Source organism: Paenibacillus sp. EZ-K15, from assembly GCF_002573715.1.
Lineage (GTDB): Bacteria > Bacillota > Bacilli > Paenibacillales > Paenibacillaceae > Paenibacillus_AQ.
In genome coordinates, this window is sequence record NZ_PDHM01000012.1 from 666399 (window position 1) to 692624 (window position 26226).

A 26226-nucleotide genomic window follows, 5' to 3' on the forward strand; every position below is an offset into this window, starting at 1 on the left:
TGAGGGTTGCTATCATGGATTAATCTCGTATCCGCTTGGTCTATTCCCATTATTATCGCATTCATTCCGCTTTATGCTTATACGCGCAAAGTGCCCGTATATGAATCGTTTGTGGATGGAGCCAAGGACGGCTTCTCCACAGCGATTGGGATTATCCCGCACTTGGTCGGCATGATGGTTGCCATTAGCGTATTTCGGTCTTCCGGTGCGCTGGAGTTTTTTGTGGGTTGGACGGGCCCCTTTCTGCAATCGCTAGGGGTACCGAGCGAGATTTTGCCTTTGGGAATTCTCAGGCCGTTGACGGGCACAGGTTCTCTCGCTTACACGACTGAATTGATTCGGGCATATGGTCCGGATTCTATGATTGGCCGAATCGCGTCGACCATACAGGGAAGCACAGATACAACCTTGTATGTTCTGACCGTCTACTTTGGCGCCGTCGGAATCCGCAATGGCCGATATGCGCTGAAGGTGGGGCTGTTCTCCGATTTGATCGGTTTTATTGCGGCGATTGCCGTCTGTCTGCTGGTGTTCGGATAATTAAGATCATGCGGGCGGTCTGAGTAAGACGGAGCGTTTTTTCTATGTAACAGGACGTATGCCTATACCCTCGATACCATCGCGTCATATACTGCTGCAGTTGCAAATTGTAGTAGGGGTGATGAAATGGAATTCGAGGGTTTTGTTATTCATCATACCGTGTGCGAGCGGGAACCGCGGAACTGGGATTTTAAAATCCATCCGGACGGCTCGGTCTCTTCTTCATCCATGCTGGTTCAGCCGGGACAGATTCACATCTGTCTTGAGGGCGACTTCAATATCGGCTACCAGTCCATGTCGCTGGACCAGAAAACACAGCTGTTTACCGCCAGCAAAATCATTTTGGAGCTATCCAGACTCCATGATATTTCCCCGTTATACTTGTTTCCTCACTCCGACACCTGTCCCGGGGCACATTTTCCATGGAACGCGCTTGTGATTTATCCTGTCGATGGTTATCATTAGGAATGAGGTGACCTAACGAACATGGAGAGATTACAGAAAATTATGGCACAGGCCGGAGTCGCTTCCCGCCGCAAGTGCGAGGAATTGATTCTTGAAGGCAAGGTGCAGGTAAACGGAGAGACCGTTACCGAACTCGGCACGAAGGCCGATCCAGCCCAGGATATCATTACGGTTTCAGGCAAACCGATAAAGAATGAGAAAAAGGTATACATTATGCTGAATAAGCCGAAGGGAGTCATTACAAGCGCTTCTGATCCCGAAGGCCGAAAAATTGTATCGGATTATCTCAAGGGCATTAAAGAGCGGGTATATCCGATTGGACGTTTGGACTATGATACAGAAGGACTTCTGCTGCTGACTAATGACGGCGAATTCGCCAATCTGCTCAGCCACCCTAAATATCATGTACCCAAGACTTATTTGGCTACCGTGAAAGGGGTGCCCCATGGCACCGAACTGGACAAGCTTCGCCAAGGGATTATGCTGGAAGACGGCATGACGTCTCCTGCCGAGGTGGAATATAAGGATGTGGATCCGGATAATAAACAATCCGTCATATCGATTACCATTCATGAGGGCCGCAATCGTCAAGTGAGAAGGATGTTCGAAGCGATTTCCCATCCGGTAACGCGATTGAAACGGATATCTTACGGTGATCTGCTGCTGCAAAATTTAAAACGGGGATTGTATCGCCATTTGACAGCGGATGAAATCAACCAGCTTTTGCAGATGGCGAAAGCCGCTAAGCCGGGCGGGAAACCGAAGAGAAAACGTTAAACCCGACACATAATATTCAAAATGGCGAGCGGCGTTTATGACAAATTTCGTTATAATTGTTCATAGGATGTTCACACCCGTAGTATACGATATGATGAATGTCATAGAAAGGAAGCTGCTGCTTTATGGGCAAATCAAAGAAAAGCGTACAGATTGTGATTCTGCTTGCCATTATCCTGATCGGAGTGTACGCCGTTGCAACCGTTGTATTCGGCTCTGATGAGGTTCCCAAAGTGGGTCAAAAGGCAGCGGATTTTGAACTTCTAGGCATGGATGGCGGCGTACATACCATGAGTGAATACGAGGGTAAGGCCAGGGTGATTAATTTCTGGGGCACCTACTGTCCGCCATGCGTGCGGGAAATGCCGGCTCTACAAGCTCAGTGGGAGAAATGGAGCAGTCAAGGCGTTGAGATCATCGGAATTAATGTGGGAGAGAACAAAATGACCGTTGAGAATTTCGTTGCTCAAACCGGCGTAAAGTTCCCCATACTGATGGATCCGAAACGGAATGCCGTTGCCAGCTATGGGGTTGGGCCCATGCCAACCACCTTTTTTGTTACAGCCTCTGGCAAGATTGACCATATTCGTATAGGCGAACTGGATTTGAACACCCTTGATAAACAAATTGAACAGTTGGTGAATGCGAAATGAGTCAAGGTTCCAAGCCTTTGATCCAGAACACGAAGTGTGATTGTGGACACCAGAATCCAACGGGGACGGTCCTCTGCGAGGCTTGCGGGAAGCCGCTGACCGAGGAAGCGGAGGCCCAGCCGATTCTGGAAATGCGGTATGACGGCGTTGCTCGTCGATCACAGAAAGAAAACCCCGGTATGATCGATCGGGTATGGAATTTCTTTTCTTCGGTAAAAGTAGCAATATATCTGATATTGCTTACTCTGATCGGCTCCTCGCTAGGAACCATCTTTCCGCAGGAAAGTACATTCCTTAATATTGACCCCTCAGTTTATTACAAAGAGGAGTACGGACAGCTGGGGCATATTTATTACTTGCTCGGGCTGTCTCATACATACACGTCCTGGTGGTTCGTGCTGCTGCTTGTCATGATCGGCGCATCGCTTGTCATTTGCAGTCTTGACCGGGTCCTGCCCCTGTACAAAGCACTCAGCAGACAGCGGATTCCGAAGCACATGTCCTTCCTTACCCGCCAGAAGGTGGTATACCAAGGGCATGTTGATGAAGACGGTGCCGACTGGGTTGAACGGGTGAAGCCAATCATTAAGAAGAAGGGTTACCGCGTGCGAACGGATGGCGGAACCCTACTGGCAGAGAAGCAGCGGTTCAGCCGCTGGGGCCCCTATGTTCTTCATATCGGTCTGATTATTTTCCTGCTAGCAGTTCTTGGACGGAATCTTCCCGGACTGCATATGGACGAGCACATGGCTTTCCCTCAAGATGAACCGGTGCACATCAAGAACACCAGTTACTATTTATTGAACGATGGCTTTAAGGTGGAGTTCTACACCGAGGACGATATGCCTGAGGAATTTAAAGGCAAGAATAAAGTACTGCCGAAGGAGTTCCAAACCCAGGCGATCCTGTATATGTGCGAGGCCAATTGCGACGATTTTGATAAAAAGCCTGAGCTCGTGGAATTGACACGCCATAACATTGAGGTGAACCATCCTCTTAATTACAAAGGGTTAAAAGCTTATCAATTCGATTATGATCTGACCCCGATTCTCCGTTCGGTTTCGCCGGTGCTGATTAACAGTAAGAGCGGGAAGGAATACGGCAAAATCACATTGTCGATCGACGATCCTCAAAGAGAGTATCAGGCGGGAGAATATACGTTAACGCTTACACAATCCTTTACTGATTTTGGACTTGGCGATAACGGCAAACCGGTAAACCTGTCACCAAACCCGAATGCGCCTGCATTCTTATTTCTGATTAAGGGACCTGAACTGCCGAAGGAAGGCATTCAATACTTCTACTTCCCTAAACAGATTGATAAGGAACGCTTTAATCAGGAAGCGATCAATGCACAGCTGGCGGGTGGGGAAGCGCTCGTACAACTGGATGTACGGAGCATGGACGATGTGGACTTTTCGGAATCTACGACTTATCTGAATATTCGTGTGGATAAAGCCATGCCGTTCATTTGGATTGGTTGTTTTATCGGTATGCTCGGCCTGATCATGGGCTTTTATTTCACCCATCGCCGGATCTGGCTGCGTATTGATAACCAAACGCTGACCCTTGGCGCACATACGAACAAGAACTGGTTTGGGCTTCGCAAGGAGATCTCCGCGATCCTCAAGCAAATGAATATCGAAGTCGATGAAAAGTCATTGGAGAATAACAGGGGGACTAAGCATGAATCTAATTGATTTTAGCGGCAACGCATTTATCGTTGCTTTTACCTTGTATTGTGCGGCATTTATCATGTATGCACTTGCCGTTATGGGACGACGGTTCCGCAAGCGGGACCCGGAAGCCCATTTGGCTAAATGGGGGAAGATTGCATTTGTGACGGCATCGATCGGTTTGATCGGACATCTGCTGTACTTCTTTACGAGATGGGCGGGCTCTGGACATGTGCCTGTCAGCAACATGTATGAGTTTATGACCTTCTTGTCGATGGCAATCATGATTGCCTTCCTCGTACTTTATTTTATCTACAAAAAATCGCTGCTCGGATTGTTTGCACTGCCGCTGTCTATTCTGATCATGGCGTATGCTGCTGTGTTTCCGCAGGAGGTGCAGCCGCTGATTCCTTCGCTTCAGTCCTATTGGCTGGGGATTCACGTAACCTTGGCTGCGCTGGGCGATGCATTTTTTGCGGTCGGTTTTATCGCCGGCCTGATGCACTTGCTCCGTACCGTTAACTTTAGCGGAACAGACAAAGGCGCGCGCAAGGAACAGCGCTGGCTTGAACTCTGCATGTTTGCCATCGTGATCCTGATCGGATTTATTTTGTCGGTATACAGCTTCCGTGCGAGCGGATATCAGGCTGAATTTAACCAGACTTTGGTTGACCCGAAGACAGAAAATAGTACAATAGTAAAAGTGGAATATAACATGCCACCGCTTGTCGCACCTTATAAAAGCGAAACGGAGAGCATGCAGTCCTTCTTGGGCATGAAATCTCCACTCATGGAAGCTCCGTCCTGGATGCACGGCGTGAACGCTGGACGTAAGCTGAATACGGTGATATGGTCGCTGATCACGGGGTTGATCCTGTACGGCTTGCTCCGCCTTATCCTGCGCAAGCCGCTGGCCAAGTTCATTCAGCCTGCCCTTAATAGATTGGATCCGGACGATCTGGATGAAATCAGTTATCGCGCCATTGCGATTGGGTTCCCGGTATTTACACTGGGAGGTCTCATATTCGCCATGATCTGGGCAGAAATTGCCTGGGGCCGGTTCTGGGGCTGGGATCCGAAGGAAGTATGGGCGCTTATTACATGGTTGTTCTACAGCGTGTACCTTCATCTCCGGCTATCGCGCGGCTGGCAGGGTAAAAATTCGTCCTGGCTGTCCGTTATCGGCTTTATCGTGGTCATGTTTACGCTGGTCGGCGTCAACTTGATTATCGCGGGTCTGCATTCCTATGCGGGAACCGATTAATGTAAATCGAATAGCAGTGAATGATCAATCAGAAGGGCCCTTTCTTAATCAAGAGGGCCACTTCTGATTTTCCCTATAAAAATGAAGGAGTTGGCTGCCAATGTCAGAGCACGGAAATCGCATACTAGTTGTTGATGATGAAGAACGGATTCGCCGATTGTTAAAAATGTATTTGGAGAAGGAAGGGTATGAAATCGAAGAGGCGGAGGATGGAGAAACTGCTCTTCGCAAAGCAAGTTCCGAAGATTACGGGCTCGTTATTCTGGATGTGATGCTGCCTGGGATGGATGGTGTCGAAGTATGCACGCGTCTCCGTCAGGTGAAGTCTACGCCTATTCTCATGCTGACTGCCAAGGGTGAGGAGATCAATCGCGTACAGGGATTTGAAGTGGGGGCCGACGATTATGTTGTGAAGCCGTTCAGTCCGCGCGAGGTGATCTATCGTGTTAAAGCGATTTTACGCCGCTCGTCCGCTACGGCCTATTTGAGCAAGGAACCGAACCCAAGCAACAGCATTGTTTTCCCGCATTTGATCATTGAACATGATGCTCACCGCGTGACGGCCGGAGGGCATGAAATCAGCTTGACGCCGAAGGAGTATGAGCTTCTGCACTACCTGGCCTCGTCCCCGGACAAAGTATTCTCGCGCGAAGAACTGCTTAAGGACGTATGGAATTATGAATTTTTCGGCGATCTTCGCACCGTCGATACCCACGTAAAGCGGCTGCGCGAGAAGTTAAATAAGGTATCCGCAGAATCCGCAGCGATGATTACGACCGTATGGGGAGTAGGCTACAAGCTGGAGGTACCGAAGTAACGTGAGTTTCTGGAGATCACTCGTCGGCAAGTTGTGGATTACGATAACCTGTTTAGTCGCGTGCGTACTGCTGACGCTCGGATTATTTTTGCTCCCCTATATCGATACCACGTTTGCGAATTCGGATGCCATCAAACGTTTATTTACTTATGTGGCCATTATTGGTTTTTCGATGACCACCTTTTTCGGGTTGTTTCTGTTAACGAAGATTACCCAGCCCATGCAGCAGCTCATTGAGGCAGCCAATGACATCCGTAAAGGGAAGTATGGCACTCGATTAAATTTGGTAACCAGTGATGAGATTGGCGAGCTGGCCAATACGTTCAACCATATGGCAGCAGAGCTGGAAACGAATATCCGCAATTTGAACCATGAGAAGGAGCATCTGTCCAGTGTGCTGAGAAGCATGAGCGACGCGGTGATTACTTTTGATAACCATGGTCAGGTCATACTGGTGAACCCGCCAGGGCAGGAAATCATGAAAACCTGGAAAGGGCTGCAATGGGATGATGAGCTGCAGGGCGGAGGCTGGGCGGCCGATGTCATGCCAAAACCGCTCAGTGAGCTTTATTATGCCACCGTGAACGAAGGAAAGGACCAAAGCGCTGACCTGCATGTGAAGCAGGGAATATGGTCAGCCCATATGGCTCCCTTATATTCGGATGAGGTGATCCGCGGCGCCGTTGTCGTGTTAAGAGATATTACCGAGCAAGTTACGCTGGAGAAGATGCGTACGGATTTCATCGCCAACGTGTCGCATGAAATCCGTACACCGCTGTCCATGATGCAGGGCTACAGTGAAGCGCTGCTTGACGGAATGGCAGCTTCACCGGAAGAGAGCAGAGAGCTGATACAGGTAATTCATGAGGAATCGCTTCGTATGGGCCGACTGGTGAAGGATCTGCTTGATTTAACCCGTATGGAAGCGGGGCATGCAGAGCTGTCCCTGCGGAAGATGGATGCAGGTGAATTATGTGAAAGGGTATACCGGAAGTTCACTGTTCGAGCCAAGGAGCGCGGTATTGATCTTCAGCTTAATAAACTTCACTCGAATCTTCTGCTCGAAGCGGCGGATGAAGATAAGCTAGAACAGGTGCTGACCAATCTGCTGGACAACGCTTTTCGTCATACGCCTTCAGGCAAGCAGATTCGAATCATTGCGGATCGGATTACCGAATCGAACACAGAGGCTCTCCAGGTGAAGATTAGCGACCAAGGCGTCGGTATTCCGCCTGAGGATCTGCCTTTTGTTTTTGAGCGATTCTACAAGGCCGATAAAGCGCGTGTGCGGGGGGAGACGGTGGGAACCGGTATAGGCCTCGCCATCGTGAAAAATATCGTGACAGCGCATCATGGTACGATTAACGCAACAAGTGAAGTAGGCGAAGGAACGGTGTTTACGATGATCATTCCAACAAAATCGGCAGAATCTTAGGGAATGTCTCCACAAAAGACAAAACACGCTCACAGGGAGCGTGTTTTTTTGTTGAAATTAAGAGGTTAATCTTGTTCTACGTGGAACAATGATTAACCCCTTATATCTTATATTGGCCTGAATTTAGCCCAGCGCGATTTGCTGCGCGGTGTTCAGTTCCGGCAGCCCGGTAAGCTTGATCAGAACGTCCTTAGGAACGTCTTTATCCACCGTCAGAAGCATGATGGCTTCCCCGCCGATGACTTTACGTCCAACCTGCATGGAGGCGATGTTGACATCGTTCTCGCCGAGCAGCGTTCCGACACGACCGATAAGGCCCGGTTTGTCGTTATGGGAGATCAGAATCAGATGACCTTCCGGAGAGATATCGACCGGGAATTTATCCAGACGGACAATCCGTTCGCCGTAACCCAGCAGGAGGGTACCTGCAACAATTCGCTCCAAACCGTTTTGCGTTTTAAGCGTAACGGTAACGAGGTTGGTAAAGTCTTTGGTTTTTGGTGTCTGGGACACAACGACGTGCAGATCACGGCTCTTCGCCAAATGCATGGAGTTTACAATATTCACTTCGCTTCCGAGGTGGCGTTCCAGCACACCCTTCACGATGTATCGGGTCAGGGCTTGCGTATCGACTTCAGCCAGCTCGCCTGCATAGTCTACGTGAATCTCCTTCACCGCGTGTGCGGTGATCTGAGCAGCTACACTGCCCAGTTTCTCGCCGAGCGAGAAGTATGGCTGCAGCTTGTTCATCACGCTAGCCGCTACAAGCGGGAAGTTGACCGCATTCTTAAACGGCTCGTTGCGCAGGATATGAAGCACTTGTTCCGATACATCAATCGCAACGTTCTCCTGAGCCTCAACGGTAGATGCACCCAAATGCGGGGTTACAATAACCTTTGGATGGTTCAGGAACGGATGATCGCTTTCAGGCGGCTCATGTTCGAACACGTCAAATGCGGCTCCGGCAACAATGCCTTCATCGATGGCTTCCACGAGGGCACGTTCGTCAATAATGCCGCCACGGGCGCAGTTCACGATGCGCATGCCGCGCTTCATGACTTCGAATTGCGGTCTTGCGATCATATGGCGGGTTTCCGGCGTAAGCGGAGTATGGACCGTAATGAAGTCTGCGCTGCGGATAATGTTATCTACCGAGGAGAGTGTCACGCCCAGTTTGTCCGCACGCTCTTCCGTCAGGAACGGATCGAAGGCAAGGATGTTCATGCCGAAAGCCTTGGCGCGTTTAGCTACCTCGCTGCCAATCCGTCCCATTCCCATAACGCCCAGCGTTTTGTTGCGCAGCTCAACGCCGAGGAAGGATTTGCGGTCCCAGGATCCGCCTACCGTCTTGGCATAGGCCTGTGGGATGTGGCGGGCGAGGGCGATCATCATGGCAAATGTATGCTCTGCTGTGGTAATCGTGTTACCGTCAGGCGCATTAATAACAACGATCCCGCGTTTCGTAGCGGCTTCAAGATCGATATTGTCAACGCCAACACCAGCACGGCCGACAACCTTGAGATTTGTTCCTGCATTCATAATGCGTTCTGTCACACGTGTCTGACTCCGTACGAGGAGCCCGTCATATTCACCGATAATGGCAGTGAGCTCATCTTCATTAAGCCCCGTTTTTTTGTCTACCTGCACATCGGCGGCATCCATTAATTGCTGGATCCCCAAATCACTGATCGGATCCGATACCAATACTTTAAACATGGTTTCTCTTCCTCCTTAAAATCCTCTATAAATTGCGGTATTGCAATATTGAATAAGGATTACGCTGGGCGTATTCCGTTATACACCAAAGATTCCAATAAAGCTGCAAGAGGTCTATACAGGTTTGACGCGGTGTCGTGGCAAAGAGACAGGAACATAAAAAAACTCCCAATCCGCATACTACCTCCGTAGTAAGGGACGAGAGTTATTCGTGGTGCCACCCTTATTCGCTGCCAAGATGCGGCAGCCTCAAGCGGTCTGTTCAGACCATGATTGGTAACGGATATCATCCGATTTGCGCCTACTTCAAGTTTCAGCGAAATATCTCAGGAACGCTTAAGAATACTTTTACGCCACCGATTTACACCAACCATCGGCTCTCTGAGGACGTTACAGCTTCTCTTTTCCATCATCGGTTTTCACAGATTAATTTTTTCATAATGTATCATGGCTCTAACATTGTGTCAATAGGTGTTTATTCTGTCCATAGGCCTTATAGTAGGGGAAGAAACAAGGGTTAGCCTTGAATGTCATGCCGTTAATTTGCTATGATGCATATGCCCGCCTATGATTGAATTATTCTGATATTACTATGGTTGTCCACGAAAATAATCTTTAAAAATCAAGATGAAAGACAGGCCCATCTTCTATGAAAAAATTTAAAATACGCGTAAAAAGAATCGAGGCCCATCAATTAAATGATCGGCTGCTCCTTATTAATCTGTATCTTACCCAAGCATTGACGCTAATTGCAGGTTTGATCTGGATCCTGTTTCAGCAGAGGAATCCGTTTGGGCTCTTTGTCATTCCGATGGATATCGAGTTTGTTTATTGGGGGCTCGGACTTGCAGGAGCAATGCTGGTCGTGGATTTTGTATTATCCCGGTTTGTGTCAGAGGATAGTATGGACGATGGCGGAATCAATGAAATGTTGTTCCGGAAAAGGCCGATTTGGCATATTTTTGTTATAGCTCTGATCGTATCCATCTGCGAGGAGTTATTGTTTCGAGGAGCCATCCAGCATGCGTTCGGACCGTATTGGACAAGTATCTTGTTCGCACTTATTCATGTCAGATATTTAAAACATTGGCTTCCAACCGGTTGGGTTTTCTTGAGCAGTTACGGTCTGGGTTACGTCTATATTCAAACGGGTACCATTTGGGCGCCTATCCTGTGCCATTTTCTGATTGATTTCATATCAGGAATGTTGATTCGGTTTCGGAGGAAAGAGTAACATGAACGAACTTAGCAGAATGCAGCGACATCAGAGCCGAAATAAAGGCCGCAAGAACAAGTCAACGGCTCAATCAGAAAAAAGAGCGGCAGCGAAATCGCGACAAGCAGATGAAACACCAAGTCGATCTAAATCGCCACCCTCCACAAGTTCCGTGGAACAAAAGCACCAGAGAAGCAGTACAGGGGATGGATTGAGCCGTTCCAGATCGACCCGGTCCCGCCAGCGTCAAGCAGAGGAAGAAGCGTCTGCTCCTAAACGAACGAATACATATTCCTCGTATCGCGTAAGAATGAGCAAATGGTTTGTGAACTCATTGATCGTCATTTTCATATTGTTAATGGTGGGTCTTCTGTGGTGGGGACTTATCGGAGCGCCTCCATTAAAGGAATTGTTAAAGGAGTTATTATGAGTGTGTTGATGTGGATAGCAGGTGCTGCGGCGCTTGGTGCAGGCGCTATCGGCTGGATGAGGGCTGAAGCCAGGGGCTATCGGGTGCGTGAAGAAGAAGTGGTATCCGAACGTATCCCTCACTCGTTTGACGGGTTTCGGATACTGTTCATTACCGATATACATCGCAGACAATTATCAGAAGTAAAGCTATTATCCAATCTATCATCGGTGGATTGCGTACTGCTTGGTGGAGATATTACGGAAAGAGGCGTGCCCCTTCAGCGTATGAGGCATAATATGTCGGTGCTGGTCCGTATCGCACCCGTGTATGCCGTCTTGGGGAATCATGATTTGAATGCAGGCAAGGACGCCGTCCGTAAAGTATTGCGGGAGAGCGGCGTTACTCTGCTGAATGACAAGACCGTTACGTTAAAGCGCAGTAACGAGCTTATGGTTCTCAGCGGGGTAAGGCAGCCGGCAAGCCGGAAGCACCCGTATACAAGATTTCGGGGGAATGCAGCCGAAGACCAGTATCACATTATTCTGGTTCATGATCCAATATGGGTCAAAGACAAGGATGCGGTGCATGGGGATCTCGTGCTGGCGGGACATACCCATGGGGGGCAGATTGTACTGCCAGTTGCAGGAGCCGTTCGATTGACGCGTTTCTACAAGAAGTTTAAATCCGGATGGTATACGCTGCCGAGAAAGGCGGGCGAAACCAAGCATTCTTCCAGGATGCTGATCAGCCGGGGATTCGGTACTTCCCATATCCCGCTGCGCTTGCAATGTCCCGCAGAATATCATGTGATTACACTACGCAAAAAACCTTAATTCGATCGTCAGATGGTGACGGCAGAATTAAGGTTTTTGTGTTTTCTCGGATTACCTTATTTCGGATTATCTTATTTTAGGTTCGATGAATTGCGGATCCACGAAGCCATACCCTTTGGCTTCAAGCTTGGTCAGCAAGGTATCGAGGGCCTCTACGGTCCACGGAAGCTCATGCATCAGAATGTTGCTGCCGGGGTGAAGCTGTTCCAGCACATTACTGACTACGGCATCGGGTTTGTTTTTATTTTTGCTTTCCCAATCGAGCGAACCGTTGGACCAGGTCATGAACAGCAGGTCATGATCCAGGGCAACTTCCTTTACAGTATCTCCGCCGGAGCCGAACGGAGGACGGAAAAACTTCGGTTCCGATCCGGTCGCTTCCTTAACGATTTGCTGCACATCCCCGATCTGTTTCTTCACTGTCTGTTTGGTTTCTTTTTTCAGGTCGATATGATCCCAGGAATGATTCCCAATGATTTGACCGCGGTCATGGATCAGTTTCAACAGCTCTGGATGCGCCTTCGCACGGTATCCATTGACGAAGAAAATCGCTTTGGCATCATGTTTGTCCAGCGTGTCGATCATTTGGTTGATCATGGTTTCATCCTTGGGGCCGTCATCAAACGTGAGCAGCACTACTTTTTCGGGGACGGACTCATCATTGGGGACGATGCGATACACCTTATTCATGTGATACTTCGGTTCAACCGGTGCCTCGGCATCGGGACTCTTGTCGGTTTCATCTGATGGGTCCGCGGATTTATCCACGTCAGGCTCGGCTTCAGGCTTGTCTGTTTCGGTTGCCTTCTCGGTACCTTCTTTCGGAGTGGACACTGCTCCTGAGGTTTCATTTTGCTGCGCTGCTTTGTCATTACCGACTTCCGTGGCCGTGCTTTGCTTCTGATCCATTCCGTTGTTGCCGCATGCGCTGAGCATAAGGCAACAAGCCAGCAGAAGTACTGTTCGTGTTCTAACCATGATTCCATCTCACTTTCCTGTATTTATGTAGCATGAGTTTCTGGCGGTGCGAGAACAATAATCTCGAGTTTATCATAGAAGGAGGTATCATGTGTGAAGACTTCGTCATTTCTATATGGTGTCATTATCGGTGCCGTTGCATGCCGAATCATTTCCCGTAATAACAGCAGGCTCTTCTCCTCGATGATGAAAGATGCGAATCTTGGCCGATTTGCGGATACCGCGATGAGTAAAATTCAGGGCACTAAGAGCCAGAAGTATTCTGGCTCGAGCCAAGAAAGCGTGTTTCCCAGTTCAGGCCGACATGATTCCACTCATTCCAATGGAACTGCAGGGGTACAGGCATCGACTCATTCGAAGGCTGCCAACCTGAAACAAGTCAAGGATTTCATCCGGAACAACCCTGATGTCAAGAACGAAGTCGAACAAATTTTGAAAGAGACCCACACCGTCATACCGGGTTTGTAAACGGCATGGACCATTTTGAATCATTCACGGGGAGCGGCCACATGAATCCCCGTGAATGATTCTTTTTTCTTCAGCTACATATTTGCGTGCATTTGTGGTTATTAAATGATAAAATCAATTATATAAAACCATTTTTATCACGTCATAATCCAGACATCATAATTTGTTATAAACTTTTGTTTACGTAAGGAGGATCCTGTCATGAAAATAGAGCGTTTGAGTCAAGATAAGATACGGATTTTCCTCACGTTTGACGATCTGAGTGAGCGAGGGATCCAGAAGGAAGAGATGTGGCAGGAAATACCGAAAGTTTATGACCTGTTTACGGAGATGATGGATCAGGCATACAGTGAACTCGGATTTGATGCCACCGGACCTCTTGCCGTTGAGGTGTTTGCACTGCCTGCCCAGGGCATGGTGGTTATTGTGACGAGAGGGAAATACGATCATCATTTCGGCGGCTTGTCCGAAGAAGATATGCCGGACGAGATTTATGAAATGGAAGTAACGCTGGATCAAAGTGATACTATCGTCTATGTTTTTCAAGATTTTGAAGTGCTCATTGAAGCATCGCATATGTTGAAGGACCTTGTAGGCGGAGCGGGTAAGCTCTATCACTATATGGATAGATGGTTTTTGTACTTCGATCCTGAGGAATTGGATAGCGAGAAGCTGCCGGCGGTGATTGCGATGCTGGCTGAATTCGGTGAATCCTCCTCAGTAACGGAGGCTATGCTGGAGGAATACGGGAAGAAAGTCATGCCTCAGCAAGCGATTGAGGTTATCTGTACACACTTCCAGCGTCAGCATTAATCAAGGTGGGCGTGCGTGCCGGACTTCAGGCCCGCAACTAACGGAAGGGGAATTTTAGTGCTGGTGTTCTCGGTAATTGCGTCAGCTTTGGCGCCGGGACTCGCATTGCTCACGTATTTTTACCTGAAAGATAGGTATGATCAAGAGCCCCTGCACATGGTGATCAAGGTGTTCATGCTAGGGGTTCTGGTCGTTTTCCCGGTTATGATTCTGCAGCGGGGAATAATACTATGGCTTGGCGACAATCCGGTAGTCAACTCATTGTTCGTTTCGGCGGGCGTTGAGGAATTTCTGAAATGGTTCGTGATGTACCATATTATTTTTAACCATACGGAATTTGACGAGCCTTATGACGGCATCCTTTATGCAGTGGCGATATCGCTGGGATTTGCTACGGTAGAGAATTTGCTTTACGCCTGGTACAGCCAGGCAGCCTTTGGTCCGATGTTCTTGCGAGCCCTGCTGCCCGTTTCGGGGCATGCGATGTTTGGGGTCATCATGGGATACTACATGGGACATGCGAGGTTCACGGAAGGGAAACGAAGAAGGTTCTTTCTCGTTCTATCCTTGTTCCTGCCTTGGATGTGGCATGGTCTGTACGACCTGATTCTGAATCTGCTGACCCACACATGGGTATGGTTTATCGTACCGCTTATGGTGCTGCTATGGTATGGCGGCATGGGCAAAATCTCTAGAGCTAACAACCGTTCTCCTTTTCGTTTCATCAAGCGGGAGGAAGAGGTTAACACTTAACAAATCAGGGCACACTTCTTTCTATAGACCTCGGCTGACAGTCAGGGAATCATAGAAAGGGAGGTGTCTTTTTTTGCGTGTAAAAGTGAAAATTCTTTGTAAGGATTGCGGTGAACGTTTTGTGCTGCGGGGAAAAAAGGAGCAGGGCCGGATCGAAACCGGATTTAAGCAGTGTCTGTGCAACAATCGCGATCACTTCGATATTGAGGAAGATTTCTAAAGGATGAAGGAATTATACAGATATGCATAAGACTTCTTTCTTCTAGTCAAACTAACGGCAGTGAGTAGAAGAAAGGAGACTATCGCATCATGTACAAACGATTAAGCGCTATTCTGTTTCCTGTGGCCACAATTTTATTGATCGGGGCTCTGGTATGGGGTTATCAAGAGAATAAAGAGAAAAACGCCATATTGATTAATGCGGAGAACCAATACCAACGGGCATTCCATGACTTGTCGTACAATATGGACAGGATTCATGCGGAGCTCGGCAATACGCTTGCGGTAAGCTCTACCTCCCAAGGGATGCACCGGAAGGGCTTGATGAATGTATGGCGCCTAACCAGCCAGGCTCAGAATGAGATCAGCCAGCTGCCGCTTACGCTCCTTCCTTTCAACAAGACGGAAGAGTTCCTTTCCCGAATTTCGAATTTTGCTTACAAAACAGGTGTACGTGATTTAACGAAGGAGCCGCTCAGTGAGGGTGAAGTCAAAACGTTGAAATCCTTGTACGCCAACTCTGGTGAAATTACGAAGGACTTGCAGCATGTGCAGAATAAGGTTATCGCAAACAGTTTGCGCTGGATGGATGTAGAGACGGCTCTGGCTACGAATAAAGTCGAGGACAACTCCATTATTGACGGCTTCAAAACGGTGGATAAAAAGGTGGAGTCCTACCCTGAGCTTGACTGGGGACCATCCGTAAGCAGCATTTATGACCGCCGTTCTGTGAAGCAATTGGCAGGTATGCCGATATCGGAAGCGGATGTGAAGCGTAAAGCGCTGAAGTTCTCGGATGTGGGTAATAATGCCAAAGTACAAGTGACAAAGAACGGCAGTGGCACCGAGTGGGTATCTTATACGGCGAAGGTACAACATCCGAAGGGTCATATGCTCAGCATGGACTTTACCGAAAAAGGCGGCCAGCTGATCTCCTATACGGATGAGCGGAATGTTGGCGCGAAGAAAGCGTCCGTTCAAAATGCTATCGACAAAGCCCAGCAATTCCTGACGAAAAAAGGCTACTCCGACATGACGGTTGTTTCGGCGGACCAATATGACAACCTGGCCAACTTCTCCTTTGTCCGCGAAGAGGACGGCGTGCTGATTTACCCTGAAAAAATTACCGTTCGTTCTGCGCTGGACAATGGGGATGTCATTGGATTCCAGGCCAGCGACTTTGTGTACGAGCATCAGATCAAGCGAGAAATCCCGCAGCCGAAACTTAGTCTTGCCGAAGCGGAGAAGGTCTTGAATCCTGAGTTCAAAGTGCTCTACCACCGTAAGGCCTTAATCAAAAACGACCGCTCCGAGGATGTTCTGTGTTATGAGTTTGGCGGGCGAATCAACGGGTCCCAATATCGAATTTACATTAATTCGGATACCGGCCTTGAGGAAACGGTTGAGGTCGTGAAGGATGCACAGGCAGGAATTAAATAATCAAAGTATTGCGTGATTCAAGCCGGTTCAGGAGATATCCTGAATCGGCTTTTTGCTTGGATGAAGGAGCTGAAAGAGCGGGGAGGGTCCCATGTTTCCCAAGGATAGACAGGATTCGACCTTAATTTGAAGATTTTGTCCTATGGGCCGCGGCATCCCATGATATAATGGAAAATAATGATTATGATGAATTAGTGGGTGAGCGCATTGTATCCAAAGATTAACGATGTCCTCTATATCCAGTTGGATACGGGGGATGAGAAGGAAGCCAATATTGTATATAAATCCCGCATCTCCGACATGGATGACGAATCGATGTATATGGAGGTTCCGCTGCAGGAAGGGACGGGCAAGCTGAAAAAGCTGTACATCGGGGACGAGCTGTCCGCTTATTTTTTAACGGAAGGCGGAGTTAAGAATTTCTTCAATTCCTACGTCCTGAGTCACCATGAGGATATTATCCGTCTGGTTCGCATCAAGAAGCCGGAGCAGGATCAAATTACGAAGGTACAGAGAAGAAGCTTCCTAAGGGTGCAAGCCGAGCTCGAGGTAGCAGTCATGACCAAAGACGGCACCCAGTTTTTAGCCAAAACCGATGATGTCGGCGGCGGTGGCGTATCCTTCTATCTGCAGCCGGATCATACGATTGCGGAAGGGAGTATACTGACATGCTGGATACTCATCCCGTTTAAGAACGGCTCCGTGGAGCATGTTCCGTTTGAAGGCGAGGTTGTGAGGGTGAAGGAGCTGCCTACCAATCGACGCATCGTGATGCTGAAGTTTAGTCAGATCGCAGATATGGAGCGCCAGAAGCTGATTCGTTATTGTTTTGAGAGACAGTTTGATTTTCGCAATCGTTAATGCATAAAAAGGACATGCCGGTGGCACACTATCCGAAAATTTTGTCCCGGAGGGCTGTCTGCCATGTCAGAAGTAGTAAACGATCAAGACCGTCTGCTTGAAAAAACAAGACTGGAAGTTAAGCATGAAGAGAAGGGACAAGCTCTGCATGACCGATATGGAATCATGCTGCTTAAGCTGCTGATCTGGCTTGTGCTTGCCCTGGTGATCACCCAGCTGCTATTACATTATGAGCCTAGCCGGCCCTATATTTCGCCCATTCAGCAGATGGAGGGTGTTCCCGTTAACGAGCCAAATGTAAACGATTGGATGGGGGAAAACACCCCTTCTCTTTTGCATCACTCTAGCTAGTGTGGTATAATTTTCACGTCGCAGGCGGGCGCCTGCTTTTTTCTTGAATTATAAGATTGCGCCTTTGTTTCATCCGCGCTTTCTTATAAGTTTTCACTAGAGAAACGGTGATCCCGTCCGTAACGGATGGTAAGCCCTTTCGATTTCGAGGTATATGTTTGAGGAGGAATGCCCCGTTGGTTACGCAGGGGACAGGTTATCGCGACAGAATTAATATTGCCATCGACGGTCCGGCAGGCGCGGGTAAAAGCACTGTAGCGCGTATGGTAGCCAGCAGGCTGCATTACATCTACGTGGATACCGGAGCCATGTACAGGGCAGTCACCTGGTTCATGCTGAACCAAGGGATTTCTCCAGAAAATCCCGAAAAAGTGCTTCAACATGCACAAAACATGGTGATTGAATTAAAACCGCATGAACATGGTCAAATGGTCTGGCTGAACGGGGAAGACGTCACACCATATATTCGTTCACATCAGGTTAGTGCAGTGGTATCCCAATATGCACGAATCGAGGGTTTGCGGATAAAGCTTGTCCGTTTACAGCAGCAAATGGCACAAGACAAGGGCGTTGTCATGGATGGACGTGACATCGGCACAACGGTTTTGCCGGATGCCGAGGTGAAGATTTTCATGACGGCCAGTGTCAAGGAACGTGCTCTCCGCCGCTTCAATGAGTTGAGTGATGAAGGCATATCGCTGGAACAACTGGAAAGAGATATCGCAGAACGTGACAGGCTTGACCAGGAACGTGAAGTGTCGCCGCTCCGATGCGCAGAGGATGCCATCATACTGGATACGACACATATGGATATCAACCAGGTTGTGGAAGCAATTCTTTCATATTGCGAAACTTAAGTGGGATGGGGAGAAATGGGCATGATTTATATTTTTTGCAGAGCGGTGGTCCGCGGTTTGTTCGCTATTCTCTACAGATTCGAATCTGTCGGCGTACATAACATACCTTCAGAAGGCGGCGTGCTAATCTGCAGCAATCATATTAGCATTCGAGATCCGATATCTGTCGGCATTCACGTCAAGCGCCAGGTTAAGTTCATGGCCAAAGCGGAACTGTTCAACATCCCGGTGTTCGGATGGCTGGTTCGTCAGCTTGGAGCATTTCCGGTCAAGCGCGGCGGAGTAAGTAAAGATTCGATCAAAACCGCGCTCACGATATTGCGCACGGGTGAGATCATGGGCATTTTCCCTGAGGGGACGCGTAATTCCGATTCAACGGCGGCCAAACGGGGTGCGGCAAGCTTCGCTCTCCGCAGCGGGGCGACGGTCATACCGGCTGCTATCATTGGAGATTACAAGCTTTTTCGCAAAGTGAAGATCATCTATGGTGCACCTGTGGATCTATCCCGGTTTGAAGGTGACAAGTCACCGGAAGCTCTGGATGCGGCAACCGAGTTGATCATGGCCAAGATTCACGAAATGCGCGCAAGCGGCAAACCAACCGTGAACTGATTTTATTCGCTTCATGCATAAAAAGCATGGGAAGATTGGAAAGATACTACAGCAATTATGTTTTGAACTTCGCCAATGCGAGTTTAAATAAATGGGGTTTGAATTGAGGAGGTTATTTGACATGTCGGAAGAAACAAGAAATCAAGAGGCTGCTGAAAACCAAGAGCAGCTGGACCAAATCGTATCCTTGAAAAAAGGGGACACCGTGAAAGGGACGATCGTCAAACTGGAGGACAACCAAGCTTATGTAAGCATTGGATATAAATATGACGGCGTAATTCCTGTTCGCGAACTGTCTTCTGTACAACTTGATAATGCATCTGATGCGGTTCAGGTTGGCCAAGAGGTAGAGTGCAAAGTCGTTAGCATTAACGACGATAAGGAAAGCCTGGTTCTTTCCAAGCGCGCGATCGACACCGAGAATTCATGGGAAGAGCTTGAGAAGCATTTTGCGGATCAGGACGTATTCGAAGTAACGGTGGCTGACGTGGTTAAAGGCGGACTCGTAGCTGATGTTGGTGCACGCGGATTTATTCCTGCATCCATGGTAGAGCGTCATTTCGTTGAAGACTTCAGCGACTACAAAGGCCGCACGCTTCGCGTGAAAGTGAAGGAACTGGACCGCGAGAACAACAAAGTGATTCTTTCCCAGAAGGATGTTCTGGAAGAAGAATTCGAAGCTAACAAACAAAAAGTGATGTCCGAGCTTCAAGATGGCCAAGTGCTGGAAGGTACAGTACAACGCCTTACGCAATTCGGCGCATTTGTTGATGTTGGCGGCGTAGACGGATTGGTTCACGTATCCGAGATCGCTTGGAGCCACGTCGACAAGCCTGCGGATGTATTGTCCGAAGGCGATCAAGTGCGTGTGAAGGTACTGAAAGTGGATCCTGAAAAAGGGAAAATCAGCCTCAGTATCAAAGCAGCCGCTCCAGGTCCTTGGGAAACAGCTGGCGAGCAATTCAACACTGGCGACATCGTAACAGGCGTTGTTAAACGTTTGGTTAATTTCGGAGCTTTCGTTGAACTGGCACCAGGTGTTGAAGGTTTGGTTCATATCTCCCAAATCTCCCACAAGCATATCGGTACACCGCAAGAAGTATTGAAAGAAGGCCAAGAAGTTCAGGTTAAAGTGCTTGATATCAACACTTCTGAGCAACGTATCAGCCTGAGCATCAAAGAAACGGAAGAAGCGCCAGCTCAAGCTCCTCGAGCTGAAAAACCGTCCAAAGGTCCTAAAATCGACCTGAAAGACAATCCGAACGTTTCTTTGAACAATCAAGGCATGAGCGTTACGCTTGGAGAGCGTTTCGGCGATAAGCTGAGCAAATTCAAGTAAGCCCGGGAACAGTTTTGTTCGGTCTATTGACCTATCATAACGAAGTCGGCGAACCCAGAAATCTGGGTTCGCCATTTGTTTTTTTAGGGGACGAACGTTTGCGGATGTTGTAACATGGGGTAGAGCATAATAGAAATAAAGATGAAAGGTTAGCCAATTGTAACGTTTTTTGCTATGATGATAATCGTAAGAATTGACAGGAGGAGTGACTATGGCAAGACCCGTAGTGGCTATCGTTGGACGGCCTAACGTCGGTAAATCGACCATATTTAACCGATTGATTGGCGACAGATTAGCCATCGTTGAAGATAAACCGGGTATTACCCGTGACCGGATTTACGGTAGTGCCGAATGGAATGGTAAAGCGTTCAGCGTCATTGATACCGGTGGTATTGAAATCGATGGCGATGACATGATATTGAAATCCATACGCATGCAGGCCGAGCTTGCAATTGAAGAAGCGGACGTCATCGTATTTATGTGCGATGCAAAGACAGGGGTTACCCAATCGGACGAGGAAGTTGCACAGATTCTGTTCCGTTCAGGTAAACCTGTCATTCTAAGTGTAAACAAAGTGGATAATTTGAAGCGCGTTGATGATATCTATGAGTTCTATTCCCTCGGATTTGGCGATCCTGTCGGAATATCGGGCAGTCACGGCACAGGGATCGGCGACCTGCTGGACGTTGTGGTTGAGAATCTGCCTGAGCTGGAAGACGATGGATATGACGAGGATGTTATTCGAGTTGCCCTGATTGGCAGACCGAATGTGGGCAAGTCCTCCCTGGTTAATGCCATTTTGGGAGAAGAGCGTGTCATTGTCAGTGACGTTGCAGGCACTACACGCGATGCGATCGACACGCCGTTCGAGAAGGATGGGCAGCGGTATGTGCTCATCGATACGGCAGGCATGCGCAAACGCGGGAAAGTCTATGAGACCACAGAGAAATACAGCGTCATGCGTGCCATGCGCGCCATCGAGCGCGCGGATGTTGTTCTCGTCCTCATAAACGGGGAAGAAGGCATCATCGAACAGGACAAGCATATTGCCGGTTACGCCTATGAGGCCGGTAAAGCATCTTTGTTCGTGGTCAATAAATGGGATATGGTCGAGAAAGATGACAAAACGATGCAGCAGTTCGAGAAAAAGATTCGGGATCATTTCTTGTTCATGACCTATGCGCCGGTTGTGTTCTTGTCTGCCAAAACGAAGCAGCGCTTGCAAAAGCTGCTCCCTGTCGTTAAGCATGTGGCTGATCAGCATTCACTTCGCATACAGACACACCTCCTTAACGATGTCATATCCGATGCGATTGCCATCAATCCGCCTCCAACGGATAAGGGAAGAAGATTGCGTATTAACTACTCAACACAGGTTGCGGTTAAGCCGCCGACCATGGTCGTATTTGTCAACGATCCCGAATTGATGCACTTCTCATATGAGCGTTACCTTGAGAACAAGATTCGGGCCGCGTTTGACTTTGAAGGTACACCCATCAGGATATTTACTCGAAGAAAGTCTGATGAGAGTTAGGGGAGAATAGCTTGATTTTGGAGATCGTAGCGATAGTAGTGTGTTATTTACTCGGTTCGGTAAGCTTTAGCGTACTGTTTGCCAAAATCCTGAAAGGGATTGACATTCGTCAGCATGGCAGCGGCAACGCCGGGGCAACCAATACCCTTCGCGTCCTGGGAAAGGGACCTGCCATACTTGTATTGGTCTTGGATGTAATTAAGGGCATCGCTGCGGTTTGGATCGGACGATGGCTCGGGGGGGACAATGCGTGGCTGCCAGGATTGTGCGGTATTGCGGCCATTATCGGTCATAATTGGCCTCTATACTTCCGCTTTCGAGGCGGCAAAGGGATTGCAACCGCCATTGGGGTGCTTGCTACGCTTTGCTTTATACCAGCGGTTATAGCAGGCATTATCGCAATTCTATCCATTGTTTTTACCCGTTATGTATCTTTGGGTTCCCTTATTTTTGTAGTGCTTACCCCTGTTTTTCTATTGATCGCGGATTATTCGTGGCCAATCTTTTGGACGAGCTTCATCATATGTGTATTCGCCTTCTGGCGGCATCGCTCGAACATCGTGAAGCTTGTGCAGGGGCGTGAAAACAAGCTGGGTTCCGGAAAAGGAAAGGGCAAAGGAGGGAAGCGCGTTGTCTGACAAAGTCGCTGTTCTGGTGGCAGGCAGTTGGGGAACCGCTTTGGCAAGTGTTCTCGCTTCTAATAATCTGGATGTTGTCGTCTGGACAAGAACAGAGGAACAGACTCGTGAAATCAACGAGTCCCATACCAACAACCGTTATTTACCCGGGGTGGAGTTATCACCGAATATCCGCGCCACAACCGATATGAAAGAGGCTGTCTCGTCGGCTGCTGCTGTGGTTATCGTTGCACCTTCGTCCGCGATGCGGGAAGTGTCGGGGCAGCTGAAGCAGTTTTGGACCGAGGACATGCTGGTGATTCATGCGACCAAAGGATTTGAAATTGAATCCTTGAAGCGGATGTCCACCGTCATATCCGAGGAGCTTGGCTGTGAGGAAGGCCGCGTGGTGGTATTATCAGGACCCAGCCATGCGGAGGAAGTGGTCAGACGCTGCCCGACAACGGTTGTTGTGGCGTCTTTGGATGCCGAGGCGGCTGTAGCCGCTCAGGATTTGTTTATGAACACATATTTCAGAGTGTACACGAATCGGGATATGATTGGTGTTGAGCTGGCCGGGGCCTTGAAGAATATCATTGCTTTGGGCGCCGGGATGTCCGACGGACTAGGCTTCGGTGATAATGCTAAGGCAGCGCTTATTACGAGAGGTTTGGCAGAAATTTTGCGAATCGGCATGGAAATGGGCGCGAATCCGCTGACATTTGCCGGGCTGGCCGGGATCGGTGACCTCGTGGTTACCGCCACCAGCCAGCATAGCCGAAACTGGCGGGCTGGCTCGATGCTGGGTCAGGGTAAGAAGTTAGATGAGGTTCTGGGTTCCATGGGTATGGTTGTGGAAGGAATTCGAACGACTCAAGCCGCACATGCCATCTCCGAGAAATACGGCGTACAGATGCCGATTGCCGATCAGCTTTACCATGTGTTGTTTAAAGACCGCAATCCCCGCATTGCCGTTGAAGCCTTGATGGGCCGGGATCCCAAGACCGAGATGGAATTGATGCCGCTTGAAACTTGGGAGCAATGGCACACTTAGCTTATTCACCATTCCGATGATTGACTCATATATTAATGTGAGGATGTCGGAGGAGGGGTGGAAATGAGCAAAAGCTTTCACAAGGATGTACTGAATGCGATTAACAAGAAAAGCGGCAAGAAAATTTCTTCAGGGGCTGTCAATAAGCTGGCTAGCACGGTTAAGCCGTCTACAATGCAAAATGAAGCCCAGCTCCGCCAGCTGATCAAGCAGGTATCTTCGATGGCGAACATACCTGTTAGTGAGGACACGATCCAGGAGATTGTCGGCGCGGTGAAGAAGAGTGGCATGAATCCGAGCAATATGGAAGCCTTGATGAAAATGATGATGAACAAATAAGATACGATGATAATGTTGAACAAAAGACGCTCCTGATGGGATAGCGGCTTTTGTTCTTTTTTTCGACATACCTGAGGTGAGGCGCTATCATTTTCGTGATATAATAGGTTGAAATTGATGAGAGATTGGAGAGTTTCGTGACATGGATCCAATGCAAAAGATGTGGCTGTCCCTAGTCGCATTATTGATTATGGCACTGTCCGTCATCGTGGTTACGCTTGCGCGAAGCAAGACCAAGGGTTTTCTGCGCGGGGCACTGTCGTTCGTAGCCTTTATGATGATGATTTTCGGTTTTATTATTGGACTGGCCTCCATCATATAACGTAGGAAGCCAATCCGGACGATAGTAAAGGGGTGCAGCATGACGCTGAATGATCTGCCGGAATTGGAGAATGTGTTAGCTACCGCCATTCATAAGATGAATCAGGCACCTATTGCTTGGCTGCTAGGTGGAAGCTGCAGCTTGCTTCTTCAGGATGTAACATTGGACAAGCCGCCGAGAGATATCGATATCTATACCGATGCAGGGGGCGTACAGCCTTTGCATGAGTCGCTGGCTGCTATGGCCGTGGATGCTCCCCACTTAGACCAAGAAGGGATATATTCCTCGATACTGAGCCACTATGAAATAGAGAAAGTCCCGATTGAACTGGTAGGCGGATTTGAAGTGAATTCAAACGGGTCCTCCTACTGCGTTGAGATCGATCAATTGCTGTATCCTGCAGCACTAGAGTGTCATATACAGGGCGTCACGGTGCGCCTGATGCCGTTATCCCATGAACTGGTGTTTAATGTGCTTCGAGACAGGCCGGATCGATACGTCGCCATTGCGGAAGCGATCCGGCGGGACATGGACCATCATATGCCGCTTCTGCAGCAGTTGTTAAGCCGGAACCATCTGCATGGGGAGCATCGAATGGTTTTGAACCGATTAACCGGATTGTAACCGAAGTGCTGTGAAAAATGGCCAGGGAGCTTAGCAGAATGGGTACATAAGAAAAGGAGCGCGTTACCGTTGGACTACGAGGTATTATTTCAGCCGGATCAGAAAAAGGTCAAGGTTCGTCCGCACACGAATGTTCTGGATGCCTCGCGTCGGGCGGGTGTGCGTATTCCTACCCGTTGCGGAGGCAAAGCCGGTTGTTTGATGTGCAAGATCATCGTTCCGAGCGAGGAACGCAATCATTGCTCTGCGCCTGAGCCCAAGGAAATCAGGAAGCTGGGGACATCGATGATTGAACAAGGCTACCGGCTATCCTGCCAGACGAGAATTACGAATCACATAAAGGTAATGATTCCCGAGGATCCGCTCAAAGCTGCGATACGCAAACAGTTGGAAGCTGCGAGAAACCGGGAGTCCGATGACTTTATTTAAAGCGAGGATGATGTTAGTTGAGTATGATCACTTGGATGACCCAAGCGGCAGGCCGTTCGAAGCGGACGTCTGTAGTCTTAATCCTGGTGCTGTTTCCGATGTTGCTGACAGGATGCCTTTATCCTGACGAGAAATTGCAGGAGAACAAGGTTTCGTATAGGGAAAGTGTCAAACGGATACAATCGGCTGTAGATGATTTTTATAAAGAACAGGGAATCTTGCCGATAATTACAGCGGGTCCGGAAATTCCGCGGTATGAGAAATACCGGGTCGATCTGGATCAGCTGAAGAACCGGGGATACATCGACCAGATTCCGGATACGGCATTTGAGAAGGGCGGCAGCGGATATTTTCTCATTATTAATGAGGAAACCGAGCCAACCGTGAAGGTTATGGACTTAACCACGGCCCAGAAGGTGAATGACGTTCAGAGAGCTGTGAATTTGTACAAAATGGCGCATGACAACGCCCTTCCTGCAGGAGAAGCCCTCTACCCGGGGTATACGGCAGTGGACCTGTCCAAGACCGATGCCAAATCCATTACATTGATGAGTGTATACTCGGGTCAGGAGATGGCCATTATGATGGATGAAGAGGGAACGGTGTACGCCGATTATGCCTTTGATATTATGCAGGCGATCCAGAAGAACGGTTCCGACCCTCAAGAAGGAGAGGATCTACGCGTGTTCCTGGAGCAGGAATCCTATTATGTCCCCGTAAAATCCGTACCTTATACATGGAAGGATGGGCAGCCCGTTGCTCAGCCGCTATCCTAAACCTATACCCGCCGTTATCGGCGGGGTGTTTTTTTT

31 protein-coding genes and 1 other annotated feature are annotated in these 26226 nt (G+C 48.7%); of the genes, 29 read left to right on the top strand and 2 right to left on the bottom strand.

Features of this window, described 5'->3' with window-relative positions; all coding sequences use genetic code 11:
• Positions 1-6: 6 nt before the first annotated feature.
• From CRG97_RS11145 to CRG97_RS11180, 8 genes are all read left to right on the top strand, one after another.
• Complete coding sequence (locus tag CRG97_RS11145; protein WP_076320934.1) at positions 7-540, top strand: spore maturation protein; 534 nt, start codon at positions 7-9, stop codon at positions 538-540.
• 126 nt (positions 541-666) lie between these two features.
• Entirely contained in the window at positions 667-1005 is a 339-nt protein-coding gene (locus CRG97_RS11150) for an N-acetylmuramoyl-L-alanine amidase (RefSeq protein WP_098742998.1), read from the top strand.
• Between the two features lie 21 nt (positions 1006-1026).
• Positions 1027-1782, top strand: coding sequence for a pseudouridine synthase (locus CRG97_RS11155; RefSeq protein WP_071223906.1), 756 nt, complete (start codon positions 1027-1029; stop codon positions 1780-1782).
• Between the two features lie 125 nt (positions 1783-1907).
• On the top strand, positions 1908-2435 hold the full coding sequence (locus CRG97_RS11160) for a redoxin domain-containing protein (RefSeq protein ID WP_076320936.1): 528 nt from the start codon (positions 1908-1910) through the stop codon (positions 2433-2435).
• Positions 2432-4135, top strand: coding sequence for a cytochrome c biogenesis protein ResB (gene resB / locus CRG97_RS11165; protein WP_098742999.1), 1704 nt, complete (start codon positions 2432-2434; stop codon positions 4133-4135). Before CRG97_RS11160 ends, resB begins: the two co-directional genes overlap by 4 nt.
• Complete coding sequence (gene ccsB, locus CRG97_RS11170) at positions 4122-5375, top strand: c-type cytochrome biogenesis protein CcsB (protein WP_098743000.1); 1254 nt, start codon at positions 4122-4124, stop codon at positions 5373-5375. Before resB ends, ccsB begins: the two co-directional genes overlap by 14 nt.
• Before the next feature lie 100 nt (positions 5376-5475).
• Positions 5476-6192, top strand: coding sequence for a response regulator transcription factor (locus CRG97_RS11175; RefSeq protein ID WP_009595176.1), 717 nt, complete (start codon positions 5476-5478; stop codon positions 6190-6192).
• Between the two features lies 1 nt (position 6193).
• Positions 6194-7627: an ATP-binding protein gene (locus tag CRG97_RS11180; RefSeq protein ID WP_098743001.1), complete on the top strand. Its 1434-nt coding sequence runs from the start codon at positions 6194-6196 to the stop codon at positions 7625-7627.
• Positions 7628-7750: 123 nt separating this feature from the next.
• On the opposite strand, the gene serA is transcribed toward CRG97_RS11180, so the two are convergent.
• Positions 7751-9343 (bottom strand): phosphoglycerate dehydrogenase, encoded by a 1593-nt coding sequence (gene serA / locus CRG97_RS11185; RefSeq protein ID WP_076320940.1) that lies wholly within the window; start codon positions 9341-9343, stop codon positions 7751-7753.
• Between the two features lie 191 nt (positions 9344-9534).
• Positions 9535-9765, bottom strand: a binding site (T-box leader).
• A gap of 227 nt (positions 9766-9992) precedes the next feature.
• Here serA and CRG97_RS11190 point away from each other — a divergent pair.
• From CRG97_RS11190 to CRG97_RS11200, 3 genes are read left to right on the top strand one after another with little or no spacing between them, the layout of a single operon-like run.
• Entirely contained in the window at positions 9993-10577 is a 585-nt protein-coding gene (locus tag CRG97_RS11190) for a CPBP family intramembrane glutamic endopeptidase (protein WP_098743002.1), read from the top strand.
• 1 nt (position 10578) lies between these two features.
• On the top strand, positions 10579-10989 hold the full coding sequence (locus CRG97_RS11195; RefSeq protein WP_098743003.1) for a hypothetical protein: 411 nt from the start codon (positions 10579-10581) through the stop codon (positions 10987-10989).
• Positions 10986-11804, top strand: a complete 819-nt coding sequence (locus tag CRG97_RS11200) for a metallophosphoesterase (protein WP_098743004.1) — start codon at positions 10986-10988, stop codon at positions 11802-11804. The genes CRG97_RS11195 and CRG97_RS11200 overlap by 4 nt, the downstream gene beginning before the upstream one ends.
• A gap of 66 nt (positions 11805-11870) precedes the next feature.
• Here the strand turns inward: CRG97_RS11200 and CRG97_RS11205 are convergent, their stop codons facing one another.
• On the bottom strand, positions 11871-12782 hold the full coding sequence (locus tag CRG97_RS11205; protein WP_098743005.1) for a polysaccharide deacetylase family protein: 912 nt from the start codon (positions 12780-12782) through the stop codon (positions 11871-11873).
• A gap of 93 nt (positions 12783-12875) precedes the next feature.
• Here CRG97_RS11205 and CRG97_RS11210 point away from each other — a divergent pair, with 93 nt between their 5' ends.
• From CRG97_RS11210 to CRG97_RS11290, 18 genes are all read left to right on the top strand, one after another.
• A complete protein-coding gene (locus tag CRG97_RS11210; protein ID WP_098743006.1) occupies positions 12876-13250 on the top strand; it encodes a hypothetical protein in 375 nt (124 codons plus the stop codon).
• Between the two features lie 201 nt (positions 13251-13451).
• The gene (locus tag CRG97_RS11215) at positions 13452-14063 is read left to right on the top strand and encodes a genetic competence negative regulator (RefSeq protein ID WP_076320946.1); all 612 of its coding nucleotides are present in this window, start codon (positions 13452-13454) and stop codon (positions 14061-14063) included.
• Between the two features lie 57 nt (positions 14064-14120).
• Positions 14121-14816, top strand: a complete 696-nt coding sequence (gene prsW, locus CRG97_RS11220; RefSeq protein ID WP_098743007.1) for a glutamic-type intramembrane protease PrsW — start codon at positions 14121-14123, stop codon at positions 14814-14816.
• A gap of 73 nt (positions 14817-14889) precedes the next feature.
• Positions 14890-15036: a hypothetical protein gene (locus CRG97_RS33245; RefSeq protein ID WP_009595221.1), complete on the top strand. Its 147-nt coding sequence runs from the start codon at positions 14890-14892 to the stop codon at positions 15034-15036.
• Between the two features lie 89 nt (positions 15037-15125).
• Positions 15126-16475, top strand: a complete 1350-nt coding sequence (gene ypeB, locus CRG97_RS11225; protein WP_098743008.1) for a germination protein YpeB — start codon at positions 15126-15128, stop codon at positions 16473-16475.
• A 198-nt stretch (positions 16476-16673) separates the two neighbouring features.
• Positions 16674-17336, top strand: coding sequence for a flagellar brake protein (locus CRG97_RS11230; protein ID WP_098743009.1), 663 nt, complete (start codon positions 16674-16676; stop codon positions 17334-17336).
• A 63-nt stretch (positions 17337-17399) separates the two neighbouring features.
• Positions 17400-17687 carry a DUF5359 family protein gene (locus CRG97_RS11235; protein ID WP_076320950.1) on the top strand — a complete coding sequence of 96 codons (288 nt, stop codon included), beginning with the start codon at positions 17400-17402 and terminating at the stop codon, positions 17685-17687.
• Between the two features lie 176 nt (positions 17688-17863).
• Positions 17864-18544 (top strand): (d)CMP kinase, encoded by a 681-nt coding sequence (gene cmk / locus CRG97_RS11240; RefSeq protein ID WP_076320951.1) that lies wholly within the window; start codon positions 17864-17866, stop codon positions 18542-18544.
• Between the two features lie 21 nt (positions 18545-18565).
• Entirely contained in the window at positions 18566-19156 is a 591-nt protein-coding gene (locus CRG97_RS11245; RefSeq protein WP_098743010.1) for a lysophospholipid acyltransferase family protein, read from the top strand.
• A gap of 121 nt (positions 19157-19277) precedes the next feature.
• Positions 19278-20495, top strand: a complete 1218-nt coding sequence (rpsA, locus tag CRG97_RS11250; RefSeq protein ID WP_076320953.1) for a 30S ribosomal protein S1 — start codon at positions 19278-19280, stop codon at positions 20493-20495.
• Between the two features lie 211 nt (positions 20496-20706).
• Positions 20707-22029: a ribosome biogenesis GTPase Der gene (gene der, locus CRG97_RS11255; protein WP_098743011.1), complete on the top strand. Its 1323-nt coding sequence runs from the start codon at positions 20707-20709 to the stop codon at positions 22027-22029.
• A gap of 11 nt (positions 22030-22040) precedes the next feature.
• The gene (gene plsY, locus CRG97_RS11260; protein WP_076320955.1) at positions 22041-22667 is read left to right on the top strand and encodes a glycerol-3-phosphate 1-O-acyltransferase PlsY; all 627 of its coding nucleotides are present in this window, start codon (positions 22041-22043) and stop codon (positions 22665-22667) included.
• The gene (locus CRG97_RS11265) at positions 22660-23700 is read left to right on the top strand and encodes an NAD(P)H-dependent glycerol-3-phosphate dehydrogenase (RefSeq protein WP_076320956.1); all 1041 of its coding nucleotides are present in this window, start codon (positions 22660-22662) and stop codon (positions 23698-23700) included. Before plsY ends, CRG97_RS11265 begins: the two co-directional genes overlap by 8 nt.
• Before the next feature lie 63 nt (positions 23701-23763).
• On the top strand, positions 23764-24039 hold the full coding sequence (locus CRG97_RS11270) for a stage VI sporulation protein F (protein WP_006209456.1): 276 nt from the start codon (positions 23764-23766) through the stop codon (positions 24037-24039).
• 142 nt (positions 24040-24181) lie between these two features.
• Positions 24182-24361, top strand: coding sequence for a DUF2768 family protein (locus CRG97_RS11275; protein ID WP_071223929.1), 180 nt, complete (start codon positions 24182-24184; stop codon positions 24359-24361).
• A 39-nt stretch (positions 24362-24400) separates the two neighbouring features.
• On the top strand, positions 24401-24985 hold the full coding sequence (locus CRG97_RS11280; RefSeq protein WP_098743012.1) for a hypothetical protein: 585 nt from the start codon (positions 24401-24403) through the stop codon (positions 24983-24985).
• A 69-nt stretch (positions 24986-25054) separates the two neighbouring features.
• Positions 25055-25414: a 2Fe-2S iron-sulfur cluster-binding protein gene (locus CRG97_RS11285; protein ID WP_098743013.1), complete on the top strand. Its 360-nt coding sequence runs from the start codon at positions 25055-25057 to the stop codon at positions 25412-25414.
• 23 nt (positions 25415-25437) lie between these two features.
• Positions 25438-26190, top strand: a complete 753-nt coding sequence (locus CRG97_RS11290) for a hypothetical protein (protein ID WP_098743014.1) — start codon at positions 25438-25440, stop codon at positions 26188-26190.
• Positions 26191-26226: the final 36 nt, after the last annotated feature.

What these genes read in the sequence shown, in the direction of transcription:
- CRG97_RS11150 (WP_098742998.1), top strand. Translation starts at nt 667, where the DNA reads ATGGAATTCGAGGGTTTTGTTATTCATCATACCGTGTGCGAGCGGGAA.
- CRG97_RS11155 (WP_071223906.1), top strand. Translation starts at nt 1,027, where the DNA reads ATGGAGAGATTACAGAAAATTATGGCACAGGCCGGAGTCGCTTCCCGC.
- CRG97_RS11160 (WP_076320936.1), top strand. Translation starts at nt 1,908, where the DNA reads ATGGGCAAATCAAAGAAAAGCGTACAGATTGTGATTCTGCTTGCCATT.
- resB (WP_098742999.1), top strand. Translation starts at nt 2,432, where the DNA reads ATGAGTCAAGGTTCCAAGCCTTTGATCCAGAACACGAAGTGTGATTGT.
- ccsB (WP_098743000.1), top strand. Translation starts at nt 4,122, where the DNA reads ATGAATCTAATTGATTTTAGCGGCAACGCATTTATCGTTGCTTTTACC.
- CRG97_RS11175 (WP_009595176.1), top strand. Translation starts at nt 5,476, where the DNA reads ATGTCAGAGCACGGAAATCGCATACTAGTTGTTGATGATGAAGAACGG.
- serA (WP_076320940.1), bottom strand. Translation starts at nt 9,343, where the DNA reads ATGTTTAAAGTATTGGTATCGGATCCGATCAGTGATTTGGGGATCCAG.
- CRG97_RS11190 (WP_098743002.1), top strand. Translation starts at nt 9,993, where the DNA reads ATGAAAAAATTTAAAATACGCGTAAAAAGAATCGAGGCCCATCAATTA.
- CRG97_RS11195 (WP_098743003.1), top strand. Translation starts at nt 10,579, where the DNA reads ATGAACGAACTTAGCAGAATGCAGCGACATCAGAGCCGAAATAAAGGC.
- CRG97_RS11200 (WP_098743004.1), top strand. Translation starts at nt 10,986, where the DNA reads ATGAGTGTGTTGATGTGGATAGCAGGTGCTGCGGCGCTTGGTGCAGGC.
- CRG97_RS11205 (WP_098743005.1), bottom strand. Translation starts at nt 12,782, where the DNA reads ATGGTTAGAACACGAACAGTACTTCTGCTGGCTTGTTGCCTTATGCTC.
- CRG97_RS11215 (WP_076320946.1), top strand. Translation starts at nt 13,452, where the DNA reads ATGAAAATAGAGCGTTTGAGTCAAGATAAGATACGGATTTTCCTCACG.
- ypeB (WP_098743008.1), top strand. Translation starts at nt 15,126, where the DNA reads ATGTACAAACGATTAAGCGCTATTCTGTTTCCTGTGGCCACAATTTTA.
- CRG97_RS11235 (WP_076320950.1), top strand. Translation starts at nt 17,400, where the DNA reads ATGTCAGAAGTAGTAAACGATCAAGACCGTCTGCTTGAAAAAACAAGA.
- CRG97_RS11245 (WP_098743010.1), top strand. Translation starts at nt 18,566, where the DNA reads ATGATTTATATTTTTTGCAGAGCGGTGGTCCGCGGTTTGTTCGCTATT.
- rpsA (WP_076320953.1), top strand. Translation starts at nt 19,278, where the DNA reads ATGTCGGAAGAAACAAGAAATCAAGAGGCTGCTGAAAACCAAGAGCAG.
- der (WP_098743011.1), top strand. Translation starts at nt 20,707, where the DNA reads ATGGCAAGACCCGTAGTGGCTATCGTTGGACGGCCTAACGTCGGTAAA.
- CRG97_RS11270 (WP_006209456.1), top strand. Translation starts at nt 23,764, where the DNA reads ATGAGCAAAAGCTTTCACAAGGATGTACTGAATGCGATTAACAAGAAA.
- CRG97_RS11275 (WP_071223929.1), top strand. Translation starts at nt 24,182, where the DNA reads ATGGATCCAATGCAAAAGATGTGGCTGTCCCTAGTCGCATTATTGATT.
- CRG97_RS11280 (WP_098743012.1), top strand. Translation starts at nt 24,401, where the DNA reads ATGACGCTGAATGATCTGCCGGAATTGGAGAATGTGTTAGCTACCGCC.
- CRG97_RS11290 (WP_098743014.1), top strand. Translation starts at nt 25,438, where the DNA reads ATGATCACTTGGATGACCCAAGCGGCAGGCCGTTCGAAGCGGACGTCT.